Genomic DNA, 24,086 nt, shown 5'->3' with positions numbered 1-24,086 from the left:
TCCTTATCATTTTTCCAAAGCACAATAAAAAGCGAAATAAATTGTATCGAGATGACCTTCTAACTAACTCGCCTCACTGGCAATGCTCATTGCCGTTTGTGCCAGTGGCGCTACCAGGGCGCCGAGGCTCGCCGCATTGCGATTAGAGGCGTTGCCATCCTGTGCGCGTTTGGCCACGCCCTGAACTATCGCCGCTAAACGGAAAAAACTAAACGCCAAATAAAAAGGCCAGTGGTCAATGCCCTCAATCCCCATACGCTCACAATACTTGGCCACATAGGCCTGTTCAGAGGGGATACCCAGCGAGGCGATATCCAGCCCCAACAGGCCGGACATCTTGTCACCCCCAGCAGGCATACGCATTTGCATGCACTGATAGGCAAGATCGGCAAATGGGTGGCCCAACGTAGAAAGCTCCCAATCCAGCAGGGCGATCACTTTGGGTTCTTTAGGGTGGAAAATCATATTGTCGAGGCGGTAATCACCGTGCACTAGAGCTATCCGACCATCGTCTTCTGGGAGCGCACTGCCAAGCCATTCAATCAACTCTTCCATCGCCGCAATAGGCTGTGTCTCGGAAGCCCGGTATTGCCCCGTCCAGCGTTCCAGCTGCCGCTGAAAATAGTTTCCCGGGCGGCCGTAATCGGATAAGCCCATGGCGTCGATGTTGAGACTATGTAATGCGGCGAGCACCCGATTCATTTCATCGTACATAGCACTGCGCGCAGGAGCATCTACCTCAGGAATTGCCGCATTCCAGAAAATCCGCCCCTCACAGTATTCCATCAGGTAAAACATGGAGCCGATCAGATCCCGGTCTTCACATAAATGAAAAACTTTGGGCACCGGTACATCGGTATCTGCCAGTGCAGACATAACACGGTACTCACGATCCACTGCGTGAGCAGATTTCAATAGTTTTCCCGGGGGTTGCCGACGCAATACATAGGTATTTGAAGGCGTTTCCAGCTTAAAGGTGGGATTGGATTGACCGCCGGAAAATTTACTGACTTTCAGTGGCCCGGAAAAACCTTCAACATTTGCGCTGAGGTATTCCTGCAACTTTTCCAGCGGCAAAGCTTCCACTGAGTTACGTGACTCCTTTACGGTTTCAGACATGCTCCTCTCCCTGTGCAGTCTCTGCGGCATAACGGGCAGCCAAGTTGCGCCCCAGCTGCATCATATGTACTTGATCTGGTCCATCGGCTAAACGGATAGTCCGCGCGTAAGCATAGTGGTGGGCCAAGCTATAGTCCTGGCTCAACCCTGCCGCACCGTGAATCTGGATAGCGCGGTCAATCACCTTACAGGCCATTTGCGGTGCAACAATTTTAATCATGGCAATCAGGTCTTTGGCCGCTTTATTGCCAAGTCGATCCATTTGCGCCGCAGCTTTTAAAGTTAGCAAACGTGCCTGCTCAATTTCACAGGCAGATCTGGCAATATCCTCCCGCACTGAGCCCTGCTTGCTCATCGGGCGACCAAACACAATACGATTTTCCGCGCGGCCTGCCATCATTTCCAGGGCGCGCTGGGCCTGGCCAATCAGACGCATACAATGGTGGATTCTGCCCGGTCCCAAACGCCCCTGGGCAATTTCAAAACCACGCCCTTCTCCGAAAATCAGATTAGACGCAGGCACCCGAACATTCTCAAAAATCACTTCCGCATGACCTTCCGGAGCATCGTCGTAGCCAAATACCTGCATGGGCCGAATTATTTTTACCCCAGGGGTATCTGTAGGAACCAGGATTTGCGATTGCTGTCGATGCCGATCCGGATTAGTGGGATCGGTCTTGCCCATCACAATCATGACCTTACAGCGCTTATTCATCAGGCCACTAATATAAAATTTATGACCATTAATCACATATTCATCGTCATCGCGCACGATAGAAGTTTCAATATTCGTAGCATCGGAGGAGGCCACCTTGGGTTCAGTCATGGCGAATGCCGAGCGAATATTGCCCTCCAGCAATGGCCTCAGCCAGGTTTCCCGCTGCGCTTCCGATCCGTACTGGGCCAGCACTTCCATATTGCCGGTATCCGGAGCGCTGCAATTAAAAATTTCTGAGGCAAATAAGACCTTCCCCATCTCCTCCGCCAAAGGCGCATATTCCAAGTTTGTAAGGCCGGCACCATAGCGGGAATCGGGTAAGAATAAATTCCACAGCTCAGCCTCACGGGCTTTTTCTTTTAAAGCCTCCATAATAGGGGGCTCGCCCCAGGGGTCATCCTGCAACTGCTGTATATAGGTACTCTCAGCGGGATACACATATTCCTGCATAAAGTTTTTGAGCCGCTCCAACAGGCCCTGTACCTTTTCTGAATATTCAAACTCCATGTCTTTTCACCTTTAATTGTGTTGTAGGTTTTAATTCAGCTGTAAGTCACGGAAGTGTGGCGCTCATCTCTCTCCAAATGAGGCACGTGATTAAAACTGTTCAAGCTGAGCCCCTGCCCTGCGCTAGAGAAAAAACGGGTAGTGCCGGTATTCTGTATCTGCATATTGAGTTTGATCACCGACTCGGGGGGACCGCCCAATACCTGCCGCACCATCATGGCAATAGCCCCACCGGAACTGACCACCAGAGTTTTACTGCCTTTGGGGCTATCGCTGATTAAATCCAAAACTTCACGAATGCGATTTTCGAATGCCTGCCAACTCTCTGCCGGTGCAATTTCCCCTGCACACCAGGCGAGCATGCCCTGCATTAGAAAGCGGTAAAAGTCGGCACGGGGTGCATTGGGGCCCGGGGTAGCTGTGGGTTTTTTCTCACTGTAGAGGCGAGCTACTTCAAGGAAGTCGAACTCATTCAATTGGGGAACCACCGTCAAGTGGCCCTCTAAGTCGATGCCAAGGCCTGCACAGATACCCTCGGTAGTTTGCCGATGACGGCGCAAGCTGCCGCAGAAAATCCGGTCAAACTTCTGGCCAGTGCCCCGCCAGTATTCCCCCAGCCAGCGGGATTGCTGCCAGCCGATATCGGAGAGATTGTCGTAATCATCGGCGCCGAAGGACGCCTGTCCATGGCGCACCACGATTGATTCGGCCACAGCGAGTTCCTCTTTTTATGGAACTCCAACCCTAGTCCTCTCGTTTGAATCATCAAAGTTTATTGTGCGAATATATGATCATTCACACTGGTTATGATTGAGGCATAGATGCAGTTGCAAAAAATGGATATGAACCTGTTCTTGGTTCTGGAGGCCATTTATAACTCGGGCAACCTCACCCGAGCCGCTGAGCAGTTGCATATCACCCAGCCGGCAGTGAGTAATGCCTTGGCACGTCTGCGCCGTACCCTGGACGACCCATTATTTATTCGCGGCCCATCCGGCATGACTCCCACCCCTGTTACGGAGTCCATTATGCCCAGGGTGCAGCAGGCCCTTTCCCTACTGGGTACCAGTCTGAATGAGCACCGCCAATTCAACCCCGCCCTGGCACGCAAAACATTGCGACTATCTATGAACGACATGGCAGAAACCCTGTTGCTGCCGCCTCTCTTAGAGCGCCTGGAAAAAGAAGCACCGGGTGTAACAGTAGAGTCATTTCACGTTCCCAGGGATCAGCTTGCCAAGGAACTGGCAGCCAATACATTGGATTTCGCCCTGGATATCCCTCTGGCAACAGCACCCCAGCTACAACAACAACGTCTGCACCAAGACCGCTATCTCTGTATGTTGCGCAATGAGCATCCCTTGGCTGGGGAGTCGAGCCTGACACTGGAACAGTATTTACAACTGGAACATATCCATGTTTCCAGTAGGCGCACGGGTCCTGGCCTGGCGGATATAGCTCTGAATAAACTGGGGCGGCGACGCACCATCAAACTGCGTGTACAACACTACCGAGTAGCACCTTTAATCGTATTACGCACAGATTTGGCTCTAACCGTACCGGCGAGTCTGGCCAGTCAGTATTCGGCACGTCTATTTGAACTGCCGTTCCAAATACCCCTGATGGACTGGCACCTGTTGTGGCACAAAAATCTACAAGAAGATCCCGCCAATCGCTGGCTGCGAGAGCAGCTTCTGGCGGTTTTGGCTGTGTAAATGAACAGACGAAAACCCCTTTAAAAACAGGCATTTCCGCCAAATGAGAATGGGACGCAAATAGCTTAATAAAACGTCAGGAATTGATCACTGAATTCGACCGGAAAGGTCACTGTTTCGCGTCAAAGGCTCTTGTTATCCTGCTGGGCAACAATATGCACTTTTTTGCATATATAAATGAACCCCAAAGGTTACAAGAAGAGAATTTTGCCATGTCCCAAGCCTACCCTAATATGCTTGCCCCCCTGGACCTGGGCTTCACCACCCTGAAAAACCGGGTGCTGATGGGCTCCATGCACACCAACCTGGAAGAACACCCCGGTGGCTTTACCCGTTTGGCGGCCTTCTACGCTGAGCGCGCCCGCGGTGGCGTTGGCCTGATTGTAACGGGGGGTATCGCGCCCAACGAAGAGAGTGGCGTATTCAAGGGTGCTTCCAAAATGAACACCCCGGAAGAAGCACAACAGCACCGGGAAGTAACCGAGGCCGTTCACGCAGAAGGCGGCAAAATCTGTATGCAGATCCTGCACACTGGCCGCTACGCTTACAACGAAAACCTGATTGCCCCCTCCCCCATCCAGGCTCCGATCAACCCTTTCACTCCGCGCGAGCTGACCAGTGAGGAAATCGAAGGCCAGATCGACGATTACGTACGCTGCGCCACCCTGGCCCGCGAAGCCGGCTACGACGGCGTAGAGATCATGGGCTCCGAGGGTTACTTTATTAACCAGTTCATCGTAAAGCGCACCAACAAGCGTACCGATAAGTGGGGCGGCAGCTTCGAGAATCGTATCCGCCTGCCGATCGAAGTCGTTCGCCGTGTGCGCGAGGCTGTTGGCGAAGACTTTATTATTATCTACCGCCTGTCCATGCTGGACCTGGTGGAAGATGGCAGTGACTTCGACGAAGTAGTTGCCCTGGGCCAGGCTATCGAAAAAGCCGGCGCCACGATTATCAATACCGGTATCGGCTGGCACGAAGCGCGCGTTCCCACTATCGCCACCAATGTACCACGCGCCGCATTTACCGATATTACCGCCAAGGTGAAACATCACCTGTCTATCCCGGTAGTTGCCAGTAACCGCATCAATGTGCCGGAAGTGGCCGAAGAAGTGCTGGCCTCCGGGCAGGCCGATATGATCTCCATGGCGCGTCCATTCCTGGCAGATTCCGATTTCGTCAACAAGGCCGCAGAGGGCCGCGCCGATGAAATCAATACCTGTATTGGCTGTAACCAGGCCTGCCTGGATCACACCTTCCAGCTGAAGCTCACCTCCTGCCTGGTCAACCCACGCGCTTGTCATGAGACTGAGTTGAACTACCTGCCTACCGAAAACGTGAAAAAAGTTGCTGTTATCGGTGCCGGCCCCGCTGGTTTGGCTGCCTCCACCGTTGCCGCCGAGCGCGGACACCAGGTAACCCTGTTTGAAGGCAGCGACAAAGTCGGTGGCCAGTTTAATATCGCCAAGCAGATTCCCGGCAAGGCAGAATTCCAGGAAACCCTGCGCTACTTCAAACGCCGCCTGGAAGTGACTGGCGTTGAGGTCAAACTCAACACTATCGCTACCGCAGAAGACCTGCAGTCTTTTGACGAAGTGATAATCGCCACCGGTATCGAGCCGCGCACTCCACCGATCCCCGGTATTGAGAGCGACAAGGTGCTGGGTTATCTGGACGTATTGAAGCATAAGAAACCAGTCGGCGAAAAAGTGGCCATTATCGGCGCGGGCGGTATCGGTTTCGACGTAGCGGAATACCTGACTCACGACGGCCCCCACTCCACCGAAGAGGAAGTGGTTGCCAGCGATAAAGAAGAGTTCTTTAGTGAATGGGGTGTGGATATTGAGCTGGAACAGCGCTCTGGCCTGAAACCCCGCGAAGCGGTAAGCACCCCTCGCCAGGTTTATCTGCTACAACGTAAAACCACCAAAGTGGGTGCGGGCCTGGGTAAAACCACTGGCTGGATTCACCGTGGCAGTCTGCAACACCGCAAGGTTGAGATGATTGCCGGTGCTCTTTACGACAAAATTGACGAGCAGGGATTGCATGTTCGCGTAGGCGATGAAGAGCGATTGCTAGAGGTGGATAACATTATTGTCTGCGCTGGCCAGGAACCTGCTCGCAAACTCTATGAAGCACTGCAGGAGCGCGGAGTGAAGACCCACCTGATCGGTGGTGCCGACGAGGCCGCGGAGCTCGACGCCAAGCGCGCCATTGACCAAGGCTCACGCCTCGCTGCAGAGATCTAAAAAAATTCCCCGGCAATATTCTTGTCGGGGATTTTCTCAGGCAAATCAGAACGGGAAACTCCATTCTTACTACTGGATTTCCCGTTTTTTATGCCTCACAGACACCATCTATTTCTATATCTGAAAAACCTCTTTTTAACTATCCAGTGATTTTGGCACTTTCACCTGAAGAGATTGTCTGCTCTTTCTGCTCCGGCCACTGTGGGCGGGAGAGGTAAGCTGTTGTGCGATAAAGCGCGAATACGACACAGCAAAGCGCCAGCAACATCCAATAAAGCGTCGGTCCACCCCACCACTCTAAAACCACCCCTCCAGCCAAAGGAGCCAGGGCCCAACCGAGAGCGTAAAAGGAAGAGGCCCCAAAATAGGTACCGCGTAAATGTTCAGGCGCCAACCGGTCTATCTGTACACTCATGGTTGGAAAGAGAATCGCTTCAGCCAAACTGAGAACAAAGGTCGCCCCCATCCAGCCCCAAAACCAGTGCACCGGATTGAGGGCAAACCACATTTGTGCCGCAGCCAATATCACCAGCCCGATCATAATTCGCCCATTAATATCCAGCTTGCGCATCAACTGCATGAGTGGAAACTGCAATAACACGATGGTCATTGCGTTCACAAAGATCATACTGGATATCAGCTCAACCAATCGCGGAGCCTCAGCCCGTGTCAGATATTGCACCAGACTGGAATCCATATGGGCATAGATAAACATCGTGAGGATATTGGCAACAATCACCACCATAAACACTTGGTCCCTGCGCAATATCGCCAGGGTACTGCCTAAATCGACAGAACCATCACCATTACTCTTTGCGATCTGACCCGTCTCTGTTTTTGCAAATCCCCAAATAAACGCCAGTGCCAAAAGCAGATAACTGAGAGAAGTTAAGCCAAAGGTGGACTGCTGCGCACTTAGCCCCGCCCAGACACCAACAATGGGCCCTAATGCCGCTCCCGCATTAATAAGGAAGTAACGCAGCTGCAGAGCTAACTCACGACTCGCCTGGTTATCCATTAAGTCGCCAATCAATGCGCTGGCTGGCGGTTCCCAAACGGCGCGACCAATTGAGCAAAGAGTCATCGCCAGAATAAATCCCGCTAATGTCTGGGTCACTGCCAACAGCGCAAAAGAACATAAGTTTATTAGCGAACCTAATAGCAGGATATTCCGACGCCCATAGCGATCAGACAAGGCCCCCACAAAAAAGCCCAATAGCGCCGCACCAATTGCTGAGGCACTGAGAATCAAGCCAATTTCCGCTGCACCCAACTCAAATTTATTGAAAAGAAGAATGGCCAGAAAAGGCCAAACCATAAAATAAGTGCCACGACTAAAAAAACTGCCTACTAATATTATCCAGACCAGAGGAGGAAATCCCCTGAGGTTCTGCCACCAATTCCAACGCATTGCCTAATACTCCACTTCTATTTCTTCCTTGTTCTCTAAAGGTCCTCTAAGACTCTTTGAGCTCCGCACCAGGTAGTAAGATTCAAACAAAACCAGGGAGGACAACCCTTCGCACAGACTTAACGCCCATGTGCCGCCTTAAAAGTCGACAGGGTAATCAACCGCGAGAACCAATCTTTAATTGGTCGGTTAATAGTTTTCTGACAAAAAACCCGAAAGGGTCGCCTTTCGGGTTTTAGGGATTGGCAAGCGTATAACCTGCAAACTCATTCAACCTGGAGTTAACCCTTTTAAGTTGCTTAAGGGTTAATTGTGAGAACCTTCGGCACTTTGCGTGCCTTCCATTCTTAAGCGCGGTATCCCTAATACTATCCAAGTGAATTAGTTTTGAAAACCTAATTTTCTATATTCATAAAAAATTTATCTAATCAGATTTTTCCTGCAAGATTTCTCTCATTACCAGCAGAATCTGTTCGCATGTCTATACTCCAGCAGGAAAGTCCTCTTTTAGTTACCCAGTAAAGCTATACGAATAATGTAGCCGTCACCCCGATCCACAGAGAATAACAGCGACATGTCCCTATCCAGCATGCTTAGACGAGCACGCCCCATGGTAGAACGGGCACTGCGTGATCTCAGCCCACCCTATACGCTTTTTTTTTCTATCAGTGACGCCAAGCAACGAGCTCAAGTACGGCACACCCATGCTAAGGACTTCCCAAGCGCTTGGCAGACTCTCACTGAAATTACCCGTAGGGCAGCTAAAAGCTCCAAAATAGAACCCTGCTGGCTACGGGTAGATTGGGTTACCCGCAGGAGCACAATGACTCTTGCCGGTTTACATGAATTTCTCCAGGACACCAAGCGCTCCTACTTCCGCTATGGCCTTGCATTGGATGTCGATTGCAAATTTGCTTTTCTCGAACAAGAGCTTAACGGGAATGCCATGCTACATGGCGGCGATAAAATCGAGCATGGATTCCTCAATGAAAAGAATTTTACTTCATACTTCAAGAAACGTTTTAACCAGCAAGAAGATCTGGATTTCTCCGATGAACGAAGCATTGTACTTCTGACCACTGCAGGGCTTTTTTGCGAAAAAGAACTGGAGCCTTTGTGCCTATATGAATCGGGATTGAATACTGGACGCCGGGCTATTGAAGAGCTGGATAGCCAGAATGTTACAAAGATTATTGAAAGTAGCAGCCATTATCTAGCTGGTCAGGTAAAGCCCAGTGGGTATTTTCACTATGGATGGCATGCCTGTTTCGATCAAGAGATCATCAATGACAAAAACTTATGCCACGCAAGTAGCATCTGCGCGATGGTTGAGGCCTGGGAAGTCACCAAAGAGTATTCTCTATTGGAATCCATAGAGGAGGCATTGAAATATCTTACCTCTAAATTAATCCAAATAACTTTCCCAAACACAAGTGAAGTCGCTGCCTTTTGGGTAGAACAGCATAGTGAAATCAACCTAGCTAGTAACGCGGCAAGCCTATTAGCCCTGGTTAAATATTCTGAGGCTTTGCAGTGCAGGACTTATGCAGACCTGATGGAGCAATTAGCCAGGGGCATAAAATTTATACAGAGCCTGGACAGTGGGCAGCTTCCCCTTGTTCTGGAGTTTTCTTCTCTCACCATTAAACATCAACAGCCGGCCTCGAATAACCCTCTGGGTAAAGCAGCTTTCGCATTAATATGCCTTTATGGCTGGGATAAGAATCCGCGCTGGTTAACGCTGGTAGAGAAAAGCTTGGATCATTTTATAGCGACTGAGCACTGGCGCACTCACGATCACTGGGTGAGCCACTGTGTAAACCTGCTCACGATTTATAGGCCGAAGGAGAAATACTATCAGTTCGGTATCCGTAACTTTGTCAGTATTCTGGACTTTGTCGAGAAGCATATAACTGCATCCCCAAGGTTACTCGAGTTAATGGTGGCTGCGGCAAAGATGATCTCGGATCTAATCACCCAAGAGGCATATCAATATCTACTGGACCAAATTGATCTTGAACACTTTTATCGTGCATTACATGGTAGGGCCAATCACCTATTAAACGGCTATTTTTGGCCTGAGATTGCCATGTTCTTTAAGAATCCGACGAGAGTCACTGGCAGTTTTTTTACTCGTCATGAAAACTTCAGGGTCAGATTAGACGAAGTGAGTCATTGTCTTTCTAGCTTGATCGCCTATAGGAAATATCTTTTATCCCAAGCACCTAAAAAAACAGGGGCTACCGCCAATCTATACCATTCCAAAATCATTACTGATGGGCAAGCCACCGCGCCCTCTGTCGCTCAAGATCGGCCAGTGATTGCCTGGGGCGGTGATGTAAATCTGGGGCGCAGACAACACTACCGTACAGCCCAGCTGGGCATTGAACAGGTTCTGGGGCATGTCCCAGCAATGAATAATGCCGATCTCAGCGTTATCAATCTGGAGTGCGTGATCGCCACTAGCGGTGAGCAGGGTATTCCAAAGGGAGAGGCCTCCCCATGTTATTACCGCGCTAGACCAGAGATGCTGTCCATACTCATTAATGCAGGAATAGATATAGCCTGTACTGCTAACAATCACAGTGGCGATTATGGGCCTGCCGCATTAATGGAACAGGGGCAGTGGCTTGATTGCACAGGGATTGGACATTCAGGTTCCGGCAGGAATCTAGAGGAGGCACTCAGCCCTGTAATCAGACCTGCTGGAAATATCAATGTAGCGATATTCTCTCTTGATGCCACCCAGCCTCGTTATGCTGCCGGCCCCACGCATCCTGGTTGTGCTCACCTCCCCCTATCAGTACCAGAGCTATGGTACGACACTCTGCGGCCCCTTATTACTGCAGCTCGCAAGAAAGCCCAGGTGGTTCTGGTAGCCGTGCACTGGGAAGCAAACCATAAGGCTCAACCCTGTCCGCAGCAAGTCATCGCAGCCCACAAAATTATAGAGGCTGGCGCAGATGGTATTCTGGGCTCTGGCAGTTACAATCTACAAGGTATAGAACTCTATCAACAGCGCCCTATTATCCACGGTGCCGGGGACTTACTCTTTGATTGTATCCGTGAAAGCGTGTCCGATAGTGGCGTTTTTCGCCTGCATCTAAGTACCAGTGGCATTGAGCAAATTACATTTGCTCCTGTTGAAGCTGGTTTTGGCTACTCAAAGCAGTTATATGGTGAAGCTGCTAAAGCACACTGTAAAAGGTTTTCCCAAATTTGTTTGTCACTGGGAACTCAACTCCATTTATGTGAAGACGGCACAGCCAATCTAAAGCTTACTCCGCCCTCACGCCTGGCAGGAAAACTCTCTATTAGTAGGAAAACCACTTATCGGCAAGAAAAGATATTGGCAAAACGCCCAATAAACCCCCAATGGCAGGTTCCTTCGGTACCTGTTGATGCCCAAATCCCCCCCCAAAAAATTGGCCCTCTAGTGCTACTGGGGGTTAAATTAACTCCTAGAGAGCTAATATCCCGGCAGATGCTATGGGTGGAGTCCTTTTGGAAAATCGAAAGTAAACTCTCTGAGGACTTCAGACTGGACTTCCGCGCTATACCAACTTTGCAGAGTTCCATGCCCTGCTGGGGAACCTCTATGGACCACGACCCCTGTGACTGGCAGCTCCCCACTAGCCACTGGGAGCCCAACACGATTTACCGCGATTTTTTTGGGCTTAGAGCCCCTGCAAGCAGAGATCTTAGTGATGCGGAGCTACATCTATATGTCGGTTTGATTTCCAATAAAACTAAAATCAAGCCAATACCTATTCCAGGAGTAATGAGCAAACTAAGCCTCACTCCGCAACGTGAATACCAAAAGAGCAAAATTCCAGTTTATAGAACCAAGTTTCCAGACATTATTTATGATCATCTACCTGGGCAAACTTGGAATGCAGAACAGCTGGCCACTATCTCTGGAGGCACCTGGCTGGAACCTCCCCCTAAAGATAAAGAGTGGTTCGTAAGCAGTGTAGTTTCAGATAGTGGACTTATTGAAGCATCATCAGAGCCAGTTCTCTTCGTTGCACATACAAACTTGGATCGCTCCTACCATGCGCCGATTCCGAAGGTCTCAGCAAAATTCTGGGATTCTCATAAAAAACTACCATCGTTTGCTGACCGAATTGCCGGAGCAATAGTCTCACGCCCTATCCCCGGACTGCCTAAAGGACTGCCAGTGTTAAAGGTGGATGACCCTCTTAAGACGATCATAGAGCTAGGTTTTGCAGCCCGCGAGCGTTTCGATGGTGAAGTCATTGCTATTACTGGAACATCAGAGGGGCTTCCTATACGAAACATGATCACACATACACTTGGTCCAAAGGATAAAGTTCTAACCAATTCCGGTGCAGACAATTCATGCATAGCAGCCCCATGTGTGTTGGCCAGTCTAAATAAGGATCATGAAGCTGCGATTATTGAAGTTACGCAAAGTGCCCTCAGTATGAAGCCTGGGCCAATTACACATCGTATTAAACCGACAATATCTTTAATTACTGAAATTGATTTACCGTCCACTAACCAAATGGCAACTTCAGTAGCCGACATGGCCAAATTGTGCTCCCGGATCTTTGAAGGTTTAACCGGTCCTGCTATTGCAATAGTTGGAGAACACCTTCAATGCTTTGACTATATATTCAAAAAGGCTAAGAAACACGCTCGAAGAGTTATTCTATTTGGGGAAAGCACTAATGCCGAAGTCCGTATCAATAAAATATGCGCAAACGACAATGATAACTCGGTTTCCCTACAGTTGCCAAACCGAGAATTAGAGATAAGTTTACCAAACTCAAGTAACGAAGTTTTATATCGCATAGCAGCAGTAATTAGTATCATCTATGCAATGAATGGCAATATTGAAGAGGCAGTCTCTAAACTTCAAAAAATCAATTTGAATGCGAAGCCCAAGCAACAAGCAACCATCTCTCCACCACAATATATCAACTGGATATGATCACTAAACACACAAACTAAGTTACAGTGGTCCTCATTAAGGGAACGCATGAAGATCTTCAATCTCATAAGAATAACAAGCGACTAAAAAGTGGGGCAAATTATCTCAAACGAGGTATGTTTCTCATAAACGTTATAAATAGTGAAGTCAGCGTTTTCAAAGACAAGAAATTTGAAAATATGAATTTTTTATGAATGTAACATGACCAATCAGCTTGCAACATAAAATTCATGAAATCTCCAACCACTTCTTAAGGCCATCGCTTAATACCCGACCAGCAGTGCACTCCCCCATGACTAATCATCCTTCAAAACCCTAATCTAAACAAACCTCAGACTAATAGACAGCTAATACCCCACCGCCAGCAATCCGCTGACTAAATTATAATTCACCTCATTAAAATTACACTCAGGGTAGAAGTATGCACTCCCCAACAGCGCCTTTTTGTAAATATGATTTCAGTTGAGCCTGTAACAGTCATGCAACCATTCACACTAAAAAACAAATCTGAGATTTCGCTTTAGAGATAGGGGCGCCAGAAATGACTAAGGATCCAGATATTGGCAAACACTTAAATAAAAATCTGACGCCAATAATAGAAACTAGCTCTGGCCCCATCATCGGTAAAAGTGATTTGAAATTGGGGATCCATAAGTTTCTTGGGATACCTTATGCCCGCCCCCCCGTAGGAGAACTACGCTGGAGTCCTCCTGAGGAGCTCCCCCCCTGGACAACTCCATATCATGCAGAAGAATTCGGCATGCCGGCTGCGCAAAACCCATCCACATTAATGGAAGTCCGAGGACGAGATGGCGAAATTCCTGAGCGGGAGGAATGTTTACATCTCAACATTTTTTCTCCCCCAGTCAACCCCTCACAGAAGCTTCCAGTTATGTTCTGGATTCATGGGGGATCTTTCTATATGGGCTCTGGCTGTCAACCTATTTACAATGGTAGTTACTTAGCTGCCAGTGGCAGGGCCATCATCATTACATTCAACTATCGACTAGGCTCTTTTGGGTTTTTACGCCTCAAGGACATCAGCGAGATTCCCTCTACCGGTAATGAGGGCATTCTGGATCAAATTGCCGCACTTAAGTGGGTAAAGAATAACATCTCCGTATTTGGTGGAGACCCAGACAATATTACACTTTTTGGCGAGTCTGCAGGCGCTATGAGTATCGCCTCTATTTTGAATATTTCTGAATGCCAAGGATTATATGCCCGTGCCATTGTGCAAAGCGGCCACCCCAGAGCCCTTCACTCTATCGAGCAGGCAAACCAGATGGCAGAAGCCTTTACTTTTCATCTCAGGAAAACAAGTAAAGGAAAATCACTTTATCACTATACAGCAAAAGAACTTTTACAAGCACAGAAAAAAATTCTAGAAGCTACACAGCTACATCAAAAATGGGGAAAACTTCCGTTTAAACCCGTTATTGACTATAAACTTATAGAAGATACAAAACTTAGTAGAAAACCAACAGAAAAAGGCCTCCCACTCCTTTTAGGAAGCAATCTAGAAGAATGGAATTTATTTAGTGCATCCAATCCGGAAATATATACACTTACTTATCAAAAGATTTGTAAACACCTAGAGTGGTTAATTCCTGAAGACAAGCTAAAACCCATTATCAATTATTATTATCAACAAGCCTCTATAACTAAAGATAATCATTGGCCAATATGGAGTAAAACCTGGAATCTAATGCTTACAGATATGGTATTTACCCTCCCAGGCCTCAGGCATCTCAATGGATATCCCGGTAATTGTTTTCACTACCATTTCACACAACCCCTTGCCTCTCAACCTCTGTTAGGGGCTTGTCATGCAGTAGAGCTCGGCTATGTATTTGGAACCCATGGCGAAGATTCTCTTAAGATGCTGTACGGTGGAGAAACCGAGGCCCATCTGCTCAGCGCCTCTATTCAGGGATCCTGGCTTAGCTTTGCTGAAATAGGTACTCCTGGAGGGGATTGGGCTGTCTATTCAGGCACCAACAGTAAGCGATTAGGCCAAAATTCAACCTCTAGAGAATTTAATGCCACGGATTTACTCAACTTATGGCAAGATATTCCCAATGAAGCCTTAAATAAATACCTATAAAATCAAAAGCATGATAAAAATTCTACTTGCCCGTCATGGTGAGGCCGCAAAAGGTCCTCTAATACCTGACCCAACTCTCACCACCTTGGGACATAAACAAGCCACAACTTTAGCTCAAAGTTTCACTGAAAATACGGATCTCAATATAGTTAGTAGTCCTAAACTACGCGCACAGCAAACTGCACAACCTTTAGCAGAGAAGTGGAGGAAAATCGTTACTTTAGAAAACAGAGTCAGCGAAATCCCTACACCCAAAGGGGTCACACTACAACAACGCTTACCTTGGCTACGTTCTTTATTAGATCAGAATTGGGACCCCAACAATACACAACAAAAGAAGTGGCGTGACGGAATCATTCACTATCTTTTAAGTGTTCAAGAAGACACTATAGTATTTTGCCACTTTATGGTAATCAATTCTGTAGTAGCACATGTTCTAGATAACTCTAAAATTCAGCAATTCCGTCCTGACTATACATCCATTACCGAACTAAAACTACTCAACGAAAAACTTAACTTAGTTAGACTTGGCAGCGAGCGGATAAGACCAATATTATAAAGAAATTTAGAGTACTTCACGCTCAAGTCACAAATGGGGCAATTTATCGCCCCATTTTACGAACTCGACAACTGAGCTTTAGTTTATACTTTTACTCACCACCTCAAAAACATCCTTAGATAACCCACCAGAATCAAGAATACCCTGAAGAGCCTCTCTCATTTTACCCGAAAGATCATCACTGTATTTTTTCCAGCGTGTAATCGGCACAACAAGCCGTGCTGCTATCTGTGGATTAATTTTATCTAGCATAACGACCTGCTCAGCAATAAAGAAGAAGCCGCTACCATCTTCCTTATGAAATTGCTTAAAGTTTCGATTAGCAAAGCCACCGAGTACCGCTCGAACTTTATTGGGATTTTTAATCTCAAAGGAGGGATGCTTTATTAAATTTTTGATATTGGCAAGAGTCCCGTTTCGGGCACTGCTACTTTGCAGCCCTAACCAAAGCTCCACAACTTGAGTATCATCTTTCCAGCGCTGATAGAATTCTTGTATTGCCGAATCAACCTTCGGAGCACTTCCGTAGTTAATCAATGCACTAAGTGCTGCGGCGCTATCAGTCATATTCCCAGCTGTCTCAAACTGCTTTTGTACAATATTTAACGCATCATCTTTTTCTGTAGCTGCAAGATAAGATAAGCAAGTATTTTTCAAGCTTCGCTCAGCAATATCTTTTGCATTGGGACTATAGGGTTTCTGGTGATCCAACACTGTATATCTTTGTAACAGCTCAGGAGCCAATGCCGTTGCCAAAGTTTTTAAGGCGAAATCTCGCGCTACAACTATCGCTTCAGCATCAATAAGATCATTCATCTCTGCAACGGATTGCTCACTTGGCAATCGTAGTATTTCTGCCACTAAGGCGGGATCTAGTGTGCTATCTTTGAGCACATCCCGGTATGCCTCTATCAGTTCAGGCTGTAACTGAAGTGCCTCTCCACTACGATAGTCTTGCTGTAGTTGTGTAAGGGCCATAAATGCAAGACGCTGCGATGCATCCCAACGGTTAAACGTATCTGAATCATTACGCATCAGGAAAATCAACTGTTTCCCGGTATAGGGGTAACGAACCTTGACAGGCGCAGAAAAATCACGCAGAAGTGATGGCAGAGGTTTTTCCCGAAATCCACTAAACTCAAAGAGTTGCTCAGGCTGAGTAACCTCTAGAACTTCCTCAATGTCCCCTTCATTGTTGAGAATAGAGTTATTTCCATCCACATCCAGCAAACCAATTTTAATCGGGATATGAAGTGGTAGACTTTTATCCTGGTTCGCCCTAGTTGGGCAAGACTGAGAAACTTTAAGGCTATATCTGCCCGTTGCTTGATCAAAGCTGTCTGTAACCTCTAAGATTGGAGTTCCAGCTTGGCTATACCAATGTCGAAACTGGGTGAGGTTTACCTGATTAGCATCTTCCATCGACAGGATAAAATCTTCACAGGTTGCTGCACTTCCATCATGTCGTTCAAAATAGAGATCGCTACCTTTGCGAAACTTCTCCTTCCCCAATAGGGTGTGCAACATCCGGACTACTTCCGCACCTTTTTCATATACTGTTAATGTATAGAAATTGGAAATCTCTATGTAAGAATCTGGTCTTATTGGGTGAGACATGGGGCCCGCGTCTTCAGCAAACTGGTTGGTTCGTAATAGTGAAACATCTTCGATACGCTTAACAGCCCGAGAATTCATATCAGCAGAAAATTCGGCATCACGAAACACCGTAAAACCTTCTTTTAAACTGAGCTGAAACCAATCCCTGCATGTAACTCTATTTCCCGACCAATTATGAAAGTACTCATGCCCAACGATAGATTCTATTCTCTGGAAGGCAGAATCGGTTGCTGTCTCAGGACTCGCCAGCACACAAGCTGAATTGAAGATATTTAGCCCTTTATTTTCCATGGCCCCCATATTGAAATGATCTACCGCCACGATCATAAAAATATCTAGATCATATTCTCTGCCATATACTTCCTCATCCCAACTCATAGCCTTTTTCAGGGAGCGCATGGCATGCTCGCATTTACCGATGTTTTTTGCTTCAGTAAAAATTTGCAGTTTTACTTCACGCCCGCTACTAGTAGTAAAAGTATCCTCTACATTTTCCAAATCCCCTGCCACCAAAGCAAATAGATAAGATGGTTTCGCAAAAGGATCCTCCCAGGTCGCAAAATGACGACCATCCTCACAATCGCCAAAATCAATCTGATTACCATTGGATAGCAATACAGGATGATCTTTTGGCGCAACGATAGTAGTGGTGAATTTCGACATCACATCCGGACGATCGGGGTAAAAAGTTATCTTTCTAAACCCTTCTGCCTCACATTGTGTGCAATACATACCATTTGAAAGATACAAACCTTCTAAAGAAGTATTATCTTCAGGATTAATTCTATTATGGATTTCCAATATGAATTCAGGCTTATCCACCAATATAGACAATCCCTGGAGGGTTTCTTGATATGAGACCTTGGGAAGAATTGAACCATCAATTGCAATAGATAACAGCTCTAAATCGACGCCATCCAGAAGTAAAGGCGGCAAACCTTGACCCGCCTTGGGGTTCCTACGGATTTTTAGCTGTGACTTTACCAGAGTCGCCTTGGGCTCCAATTCAAAATGAAGATCTGTGCTATCTACCAGATAATCTGGTACTTGATAATCTTTGAGGTAAATAGTCTTCGGCTGAGCGTCTTGCATTTTTTAAATATCCTCATTCAATTCGCCCCCATGGAAGATTAATTCCGTGTAAATTGGGCTCGTATATGCCAACACAGGCTAAAGAAAACATAAATAGATAATACCTCTTCTAATCTTGAATATCTTTAAGATCCATCCCCCGTTTACCAATCACAAATTAGGCTCATTTTGCACAGCTCAAGCAACGCTTCCTAAACAGATTCAATACCCACCCAGAATCATCGCCGTGTTTATCCCTCTAGCGGATGGTCAATTTTTTAGCTATGTAAGCCTCTCTCCACCAATCACCGACTAAAAATCTTATATTTTTAGTTTGATAAGAATGGGGTTCTTGGACTGTTTGTTGGTCCATTGACAGAGGCAGTGGTTTCGTAGGGGTAAACTGATCATCTTCTAATCAATGAAAACTTCTAGTTACCCGCCCGCCACTCCTGTGGCAGATTTCAGCCTGGACAGCAACTCTAACCACGTGCGGACTGCCCCCTATCGTACGTGAGAACCCTCACAACAAAAGCAATTATAAGGCTCTTACTGATAGCTTAAAACTATTTAACATGCACCTTAATCACTGAGTGAGCCTACAAAAGATTCCAGGTGTTGCAGGTCAAGATACCCCTCTCTCATGATGTATCTGCATTGCTATCAAAGCCCAATACAGCCTTAATACTTCATTCGAATGGGACTGCATGGCTAAGCCTGTTGCTTTCTGGCTTTTACCCCCAAAGCCGGAGAATAATAACAGATGCAATGACACCTAAAACTGCTGCAGGACAGAGTGGCTTACACCTTATGACCCAATATTCATTTCTCATTTTGGTGGGCAAGTGAACCATCTTTGTAGTCAATAATCTAATTCTCACAAAGTATTATCCTGACAGTCTGATAAGATATCTTGTTACAGATCTGCAAAAGACGCTATTAACCCGTTACATGACTGCTACAGTTTTTAGCGATTATACGAAATCACCTCCACTCTATAAGTTAAGAGTTTTAAAGTGCGAAAACCCCGTATTCTTATCATTGTGACTACAGTACTCTTAGCTACCTTTCTAGTTGGTAGTTGGTGGAAAAAAGATATTGTTGTCTCTCAGATGATCAACCTATTTGCAGGCGAAGTTGTTATTCAGCAATTATCCGGATTGAAATTAGGCATCAAGGAAGCTTCTATCGAACAAGTCCGCCTTCAGTCCAACCGAAAAAATAGCCTTATCCTGAACAAGGTTAAAATACTCTATCCTTTTCATATTATTTTTGATCGGGATAATACGCAAAAGATTGAGCTATCAATTGGCAAATTCACATACTCTAAAATAAAAAACTCTACATCAAGCAAACCTAACAAAACTGAAAAGATACCCTCTAAAGAAAACACTCTCACCTTAAGTAATTTAACTCAGAATATAATAAGCTTTATACCTGGATCAGTATTCGTAAGAGAAATTGAATTTGGTGATGATTTGAAGGCTGGCCCACTGAAAATTAACCGGCATAATACAGAGATCCATATACAAACACCTTTCAGCTCAATCAAAACCGGAAATCACGAACTTTCACTTAAAGCCAATTTGACTTCAAGCGACATTAATACAGTTACAGAAATAAGCTCTGACTTAATTAAAGAACCTTCTCGACTGGAAATAGATATATCCAAAACCCATAAAAATCAATGGAAACTAGATGCGAGTGCATCATCAAACCTAAATTCCATTGAGTCGATTCTAAACATCTCTGAAGTATTGGCCGAAACCCCTGTAGATGGGATGAGAGCCAGTGGGAATATACTGATTAATGCTCGCGCCTTCATTCCAGACGAAATCTTATCCAAGGCAAACTATCAGGATATTCTATTTAAAGTTGAGAGTGATAACCTGGGATTGAGCTTACCCATTGAATCTTCCAATAAAAAGATACAAGCTCACTTGTCAACTCAGTCACCCATAGAACTCAAACTAAAGACTCTAAATCCTATTCAGTTAGAGTCCGTCACTGGTTCTGGCTCAATTGAGGTTTCAACACTAAAAGATTCTGGCAGCAAAAATCTTTTGGCAAATCTTAGGTTCGAATATAGCGATCTAACACCCAACCCTAAGTTCCAATTGAAGGGCTCTGTCGATCTGGCTGGCGCAGAACCACTAATCAAGCCCCTTTTGACTAAGAATTACTTTCCTTCACTCGAAATTACCAATCCCAAAGGATATCTCAGCTTTCAAAGTGAGGCTCACTTAAATTTTACCGAAACATCATCTATAAATAAAAACTGGCTTGAGCAAATTCGTCTAACTATCTTACCAAAAAGCAATTTACTGTTTGATGCAGAAATAACCGGTCTGAAAGAAGAGTCTCCCTTACTCACCAGCGGGTTAAATCATAATCAAATTCAAGCCGAAGTTAAGAAGAACATTCATATTACCGGGAGCCCCTCGGAATCCAACTCCTTCAACTTACAAATTCACGATGGATTAATTGTCACTCAGCTAAAAGCCAAAAACACCCCTAATTCAGCCTCTTCAAAAATTGAACACATTCAGTGCAAAATCAAAAATTTTACCGAGTGCAGGTTTAAGCTCGAGGCCAAATCTCCTGTAATAATTGATATGCCCGCGGGTGTTGCTCTCAGAAAAATGGATATTTCATCTACCATTCACTTCCAGGAAAATGGCGACATTCAGAATTTAAAAATGGAACAAGTTAAAGCCTCACTTGGAGAGCTGAAAGCTAAGGAATTCAAGATTAGGGAAGCGGAACTTATAGCACCTAAAGTCAACTGTGAAATTTTATCAGGCATCAAAAGTTGCATTATTGAAAAATCAAGCAACCATTTTAGCAATCTCTCCAGTGAGCATGCGACCTTATCTGGAACACTAGATATGAATAATATAAAAGTAATATCTTCAAGAGATAGCTCACAGTTCAGCAGTGACTTTAGTAGTAACAGACTTAAGGTCGTTACCCCTGAAAATTATACCCTTGAGACTTCTCTTACTGGCTCTCTCTCCCTGGACGGGAGTAAGCTTGAGGGACAAAGCCAAGTTAAGGCCGGTAATTTACAACTCACCTCAAGTTTGCATCATGATATCGAGTTAGCAGTTGGCGCTCTTCAATTTTCACTGCCATATGTTGAGTTCAATTCCGCAGCACCTCTCAGTAAGGTTTTCCAAGGCATACCTTTAGACATCGTTTCTGGGGGGCTTTCGGCCAATGGCGCTATATCATGGCCTCGCCAATCAACTGATACTATCGATATAAGTTTAACTAATATCGCTGCGATCTACGATAGTAGCTTTGCTGCAGGAGTTAATGGGAATGTTCTGGTGGAAACTCATAGAGGAAAATGGTTTACATCTAAAGCACAGCCTCTGACTATAGAATCCATCAACGCAGGATTACCTCTAAATAATTTGTCCTTTTCTCTGTCTGTAAATAAAACACAAGATCTTATCCTAAACGATTTTTCTGCAGAGTTTCTTGATGGAAAACTGTCTTCCGAAGCTTTGTATTGGAATCTGGATAATATAGAGCGCAACAGTACCTTGTACGCAGAGCATGTATCTCTGGAACAACTAGCTCAAGAAACCGAATCGGAAAGTTTCAAAGCCAAAGGACGTCTTAACTTAACCATACCTATTACCACAGGCCCCCATGGGATTACCGTTAAAAATGGTCATCTGGAAGCAGTCGAGCCTGGCGGAGAGCTAAGATATTATGGTGCCTTTTCTCAGCAGATGCTCAAGGGCAATCCCCAGCTGAAACTGATCTCAAATGCCCTTGAAGACTATGACTTCCGCACCCTGGAAGGCAATTTGCAATATCCTCCCAGTGGAGACCTATTACTCAACTTAAAACTTGTCGGGCGTAGTGAATCAATGGATTCAGAAAGAGACCTGATTATTAACCTCAACCTTGAGAATAATATTCCTGCGATGTTGCGCTCGTTACAAGCCAGCCGTGACCTGACAACAGCGTTAGAAAAGCAACTGGACCAATAGGTTGCTAGTACAGTAGGCTCTCCCCACTAGTGCATAAGGTCGACTAATTCAGAGCAGGTTAAGGTAGAGCCATTACAATTGCCAAATGTGGTCACTCCCGACGCAGTTGGCGAACCTGGCCTGATTTTTGACGTAACTGCTGAAGATGCAACAAATAAAAGGCGCCTAAGTGGCACCATAAGGAGTATCAGATGAGGGCCAGCCGGCTGATTCTTTTAGGAGTACTGTACACTTTGATTGCTATAGGTTGCACACCTACTGTAGCAGTGAAGGCCCCCAGCGAGCCAATTACTGTAAACCTGAATGTTAAGATTGAACATGAAATCCGGGTCAAAGTGGACAAAGATCTTGAAAACCTGTTTGACGACAAGGAAGGCATTTTCTGAGGAGATAGAATATGAGTATGGTAAAGAAAGCTCTATTAGTTCTGGGCTTGATAATGGCGTTACCCGCAATGGCGATTTCCTTAGAAGAGGCCAAAAAGCAAGGGTTAGTGGGAGAAGCAAACAGTGGCTATATCGCTATTGTGGACGCCAGTTCGCCTGAACTGGAGAAGCTGGTAAAAAAAATAAATGCGGAACGTAAGCAGGCCTATACCGAGATTGCCAAAAGCCACAATGTCGATATTGCCCAAGTTGCGGCACGTGCTGCCGAGAAACTAGAGGCCCGCCTATCCCGTGGGGAGTACTACCAGGATAACCTTGGTCGCTGGGTGAGAAAATAAGCGCTCTTGGAGTAGAAAAACGGAAACTGTGACGTATTACATCGCTATCACAGTTAGTTTGAGGAAGCCCCACGAAACACACCTTTCATGGGGCCTCCCTATTTAGGGGCCAAAATTAGAGATTTCCAAACAGGGATTGCCCGTCAAGTCCCTGCTTTTCCATAACTTCCCTTAAACGTTTCAGTGCATCAACTTGGATTTGGCGAACCCGTTCACGAGTGAGACCAATCTCACGCCCAACTTCTTCTAGAGTACTCGCCTCAAAGCCACGTAATCCGAAGCGCCTGGATACAACTTCACACTGCTTGTCGGGAAGCTCACCAAGCCAGCGATTAATGCTATCGAAAAGGTCGCTATCCTGAAGGAGTTCTGCCGGATCAGACTCCTGCTGGTCGGGTATAGTATCAACCAACGTCTTCTCGGAAGAAGGGCCTATAGGAGTATCTACGGAGGTGACTCTCTCATTGAGCCCCAGCATCCGTTCGACGTCCTCTACAGGTTTCTCCAACAAGTTAGCAATCTCTTCTGCAGATGGCTCGTGATCCAGCTTCTGTGCAAGCTCACGAGATGCTCGAAGATACACATTTAACTCTTTTACTACATGGATTGGCAGGCGAATAGTGCGAGTCTGATTCATAATGGCTCGTTCTATTGTCTGACGTATCCACCAAGTAGCATAAGTAGAAAAGCGGAAACCTCGCTCCGGATCAAACTTCTCAACAGCGCGAATTAACCCCAAGTTGCCCTCTTCGATTAGGTCTAACAATGCGAGGCCACGACTAACGTAGCGACGGGCGATTTTTACAACAAGGCGTAGGTTACTCTCGATCATACGCTTTCTTGATGCAGCATCACCACGCAAGGCCTTGCGTGCGTAATAAACCTCTTCTTCAGCGGTCAGTAGGGGGGAAAAGCCTATTTCATTGAGATAGAGCTGGGTGGCATCCAGGTTCTTCTGTAAATGGCCATCGCCATCCAACCTGCTAACCCGACTCTTCTCTGTGGGGGAGGAAACGGAGTTATTTTTTGCCGCATTTCTCCGCGTACGGCCACTACTTTTACCTTTTTCGGAATTTAGTTTCTGCTCATCATTCTCTACCGCCAACTCAGGAGGAAAGTCTTCTGCCTGGCCAGTCATGGACTGGTCTTGCCGTTGTGCTTCCATTTCCCCTGCTCCTTGTACTTTGCCAATATCAACCGCATAGCATGAGACCAGAATCGGTCTAAAAAACGACCAATCAGGTACACATGTGCGACAGCCACAGAATCGGCTTGACCATTTGGTCGCCACGATTGCTGTGACCACCCCAAGTGGTATTAGTTAA

At 46.2% G+C, this 24,086-nt stretch carries 14 protein-coding genes; 8 read left to right on the top strand and 6 right to left on the bottom strand.

Annotated elements, in window-relative coordinates:
* Positions 1-63: 63 nt before the first annotated feature.
* The 3 genes from ACJJIB_RS07465 to ACJJIB_RS07455 are packed head-to-tail and all read right to left on the bottom strand — an operon-like array spanning position 64 to position 3,057.
* A complete protein-coding gene (locus tag ACJJIB_RS07465) occupies positions 64-1,119 on the bottom strand; it encodes a phosphotransferase (RefSeq protein WP_444888408.1) in 1,056 nt (351 codons plus the stop codon).
* Positions 1,112-2,344, bottom strand: coding sequence for an acyl-CoA dehydrogenase family protein (locus tag ACJJIB_RS07460; RefSeq protein ID WP_444888407.1), 1,233 nt, complete (start codon positions 2,342-2,344; stop codon positions 1,112-1,114). The genes ACJJIB_RS07465 and ACJJIB_RS07460 overlap by 8 nt, the downstream gene beginning before the upstream one ends.
* 35 nt (positions 2,345-2,379) lie before the next feature.
* Positions 2,380-3,057: a histidine phosphatase family protein gene (locus ACJJIB_RS07455; protein ID WP_444888406.1), complete on the bottom strand. Its 678-nt coding sequence runs from the start codon at positions 3,055-3,057 to the stop codon at positions 2,380-2,382.
* A 108-nt stretch (positions 3,058-3,165) separates the two neighbouring features.
* Between ACJJIB_RS07455 and ACJJIB_RS07450 the strand changes: the two genes are divergently transcribed.
* Positions 3,166-4,059 carry a LysR family transcriptional regulator gene (locus ACJJIB_RS07450; RefSeq protein ID WP_444888405.1) on the top strand — a complete coding sequence of 298 codons (894 nt, stop codon included), beginning with the start codon at positions 3,166-3,168 and terminating at the stop codon, positions 4,057-4,059.
* Positions 4,060-4,271: 212 nt separating this feature from the next.
* A complete protein-coding gene (locus ACJJIB_RS07445; protein WP_444888404.1) occupies positions 4,272-6,308 on the top strand; it encodes an oxidoreductase in 2,037 nt (678 codons plus the stop codon).
* Positions 6,309-6,447: 139 nt separating this feature from the next.
* On the opposite strand, the gene ACJJIB_RS07440 is transcribed toward ACJJIB_RS07445, so the two are convergent.
* A complete protein-coding gene (locus ACJJIB_RS07440) occupies positions 6,448-7,626 on the bottom strand; it encodes an MFS transporter (protein WP_444888403.1) in 1,179 nt (392 codons plus the stop codon).
* Positions 7,627-8,293: 667 nt separating this feature from the next.
* Between ACJJIB_RS07440 and ACJJIB_RS07435 the strand changes: the two genes are divergently transcribed.
* From ACJJIB_RS07435 to ACJJIB_RS07425, 3 genes are all read left to right on the top strand, one after another.
* Positions 8,294-12,676 carry a CapA family protein gene (locus ACJJIB_RS07435; protein ID WP_444888402.1) on the top strand — a complete coding sequence of 1,461 codons (4,383 nt, stop codon included), beginning with the start codon at positions 8,294-8,296 and terminating at the stop codon, positions 12,674-12,676.
* 541 nt (positions 12,677-13,217) lie between these two features.
* Entirely contained in the window at positions 13,218-14,783 is a 1,566-nt protein-coding gene (locus ACJJIB_RS07430; protein WP_444888401.1) for a carboxylesterase/lipase family protein, read from the top strand.
* Positions 14,784-14,793: 10 nt separating this feature from the next.
* Positions 14,794-15,342 carry a histidine phosphatase family protein gene (locus tag ACJJIB_RS07425; RefSeq protein ID WP_444888400.1) on the top strand — a complete coding sequence of 183 codons (549 nt, stop codon included), beginning with the start codon at positions 14,794-14,796 and terminating at the stop codon, positions 15,340-15,342.
* Between the two features lie 78 nt (positions 15,343-15,420).
* On the opposite strand, the gene pepN is transcribed toward ACJJIB_RS07425, so the two are convergent.
* Positions 15,421-18,051: an aminopeptidase N gene (gene pepN, locus ACJJIB_RS07420; protein WP_444888399.1), complete on the bottom strand. Its 2,631-nt coding sequence runs from the start codon at positions 18,049-18,051 to the stop codon at positions 15,421-15,423.
* A 995-nt stretch (positions 18,052-19,046) separates the two neighbouring features.
* Between pepN and ACJJIB_RS07415 the strand changes: the two genes are divergently transcribed.
* The 3 genes from ACJJIB_RS07415 to ACJJIB_RS07405 all read left to right on the top strand — a co-directional run bounded on the left by ACJJIB_RS07415 (position 19,047) and on the right by ACJJIB_RS07405 (position 22,761).
* Entirely contained in the window at positions 19,047-22,037 is a 2,991-nt protein-coding gene (locus ACJJIB_RS07415) for an intermembrane phospholipid transport protein YdbH family protein (RefSeq protein WP_444888398.1), read from the top strand.
* Positions 22,038-22,228: 191 nt separating this feature from the next.
* Entirely contained in the window at positions 22,229-22,423 is a 195-nt protein-coding gene (locus ACJJIB_RS07410; protein ID WP_252085095.1) for a YnbE family lipoprotein, read from the top strand.
* An 11-nt stretch (positions 22,424-22,434) separates the two neighbouring features.
* Positions 22,435-22,761, top strand: a complete 327-nt coding sequence (locus ACJJIB_RS07405) for a YdbL family probable chaperone protein (RefSeq protein ID WP_444885655.1) — start codon at positions 22,435-22,437, stop codon at positions 22,759-22,761.
* Between the two features lie 115 nt (positions 22,762-22,876).
* On the opposite strand, the gene rpoS is transcribed toward ACJJIB_RS07405, so the two are convergent.
* On the bottom strand, positions 22,877-23,926 hold the full coding sequence (gene rpoS, locus ACJJIB_RS07400) for an RNA polymerase sigma factor RpoS (protein WP_252085093.1): 1,050 nt from the start codon (positions 23,924-23,926) through the stop codon (positions 22,877-22,879).
* Positions 23,927-24,086: the final 160 nt, after the last annotated feature.

This window comes from Microbulbifer mixtoriginis (SeqCode) (assembly GCF_052467705.1).
This window is presented reverse-complemented; position numbering and strand designations above follow the sequence as displayed.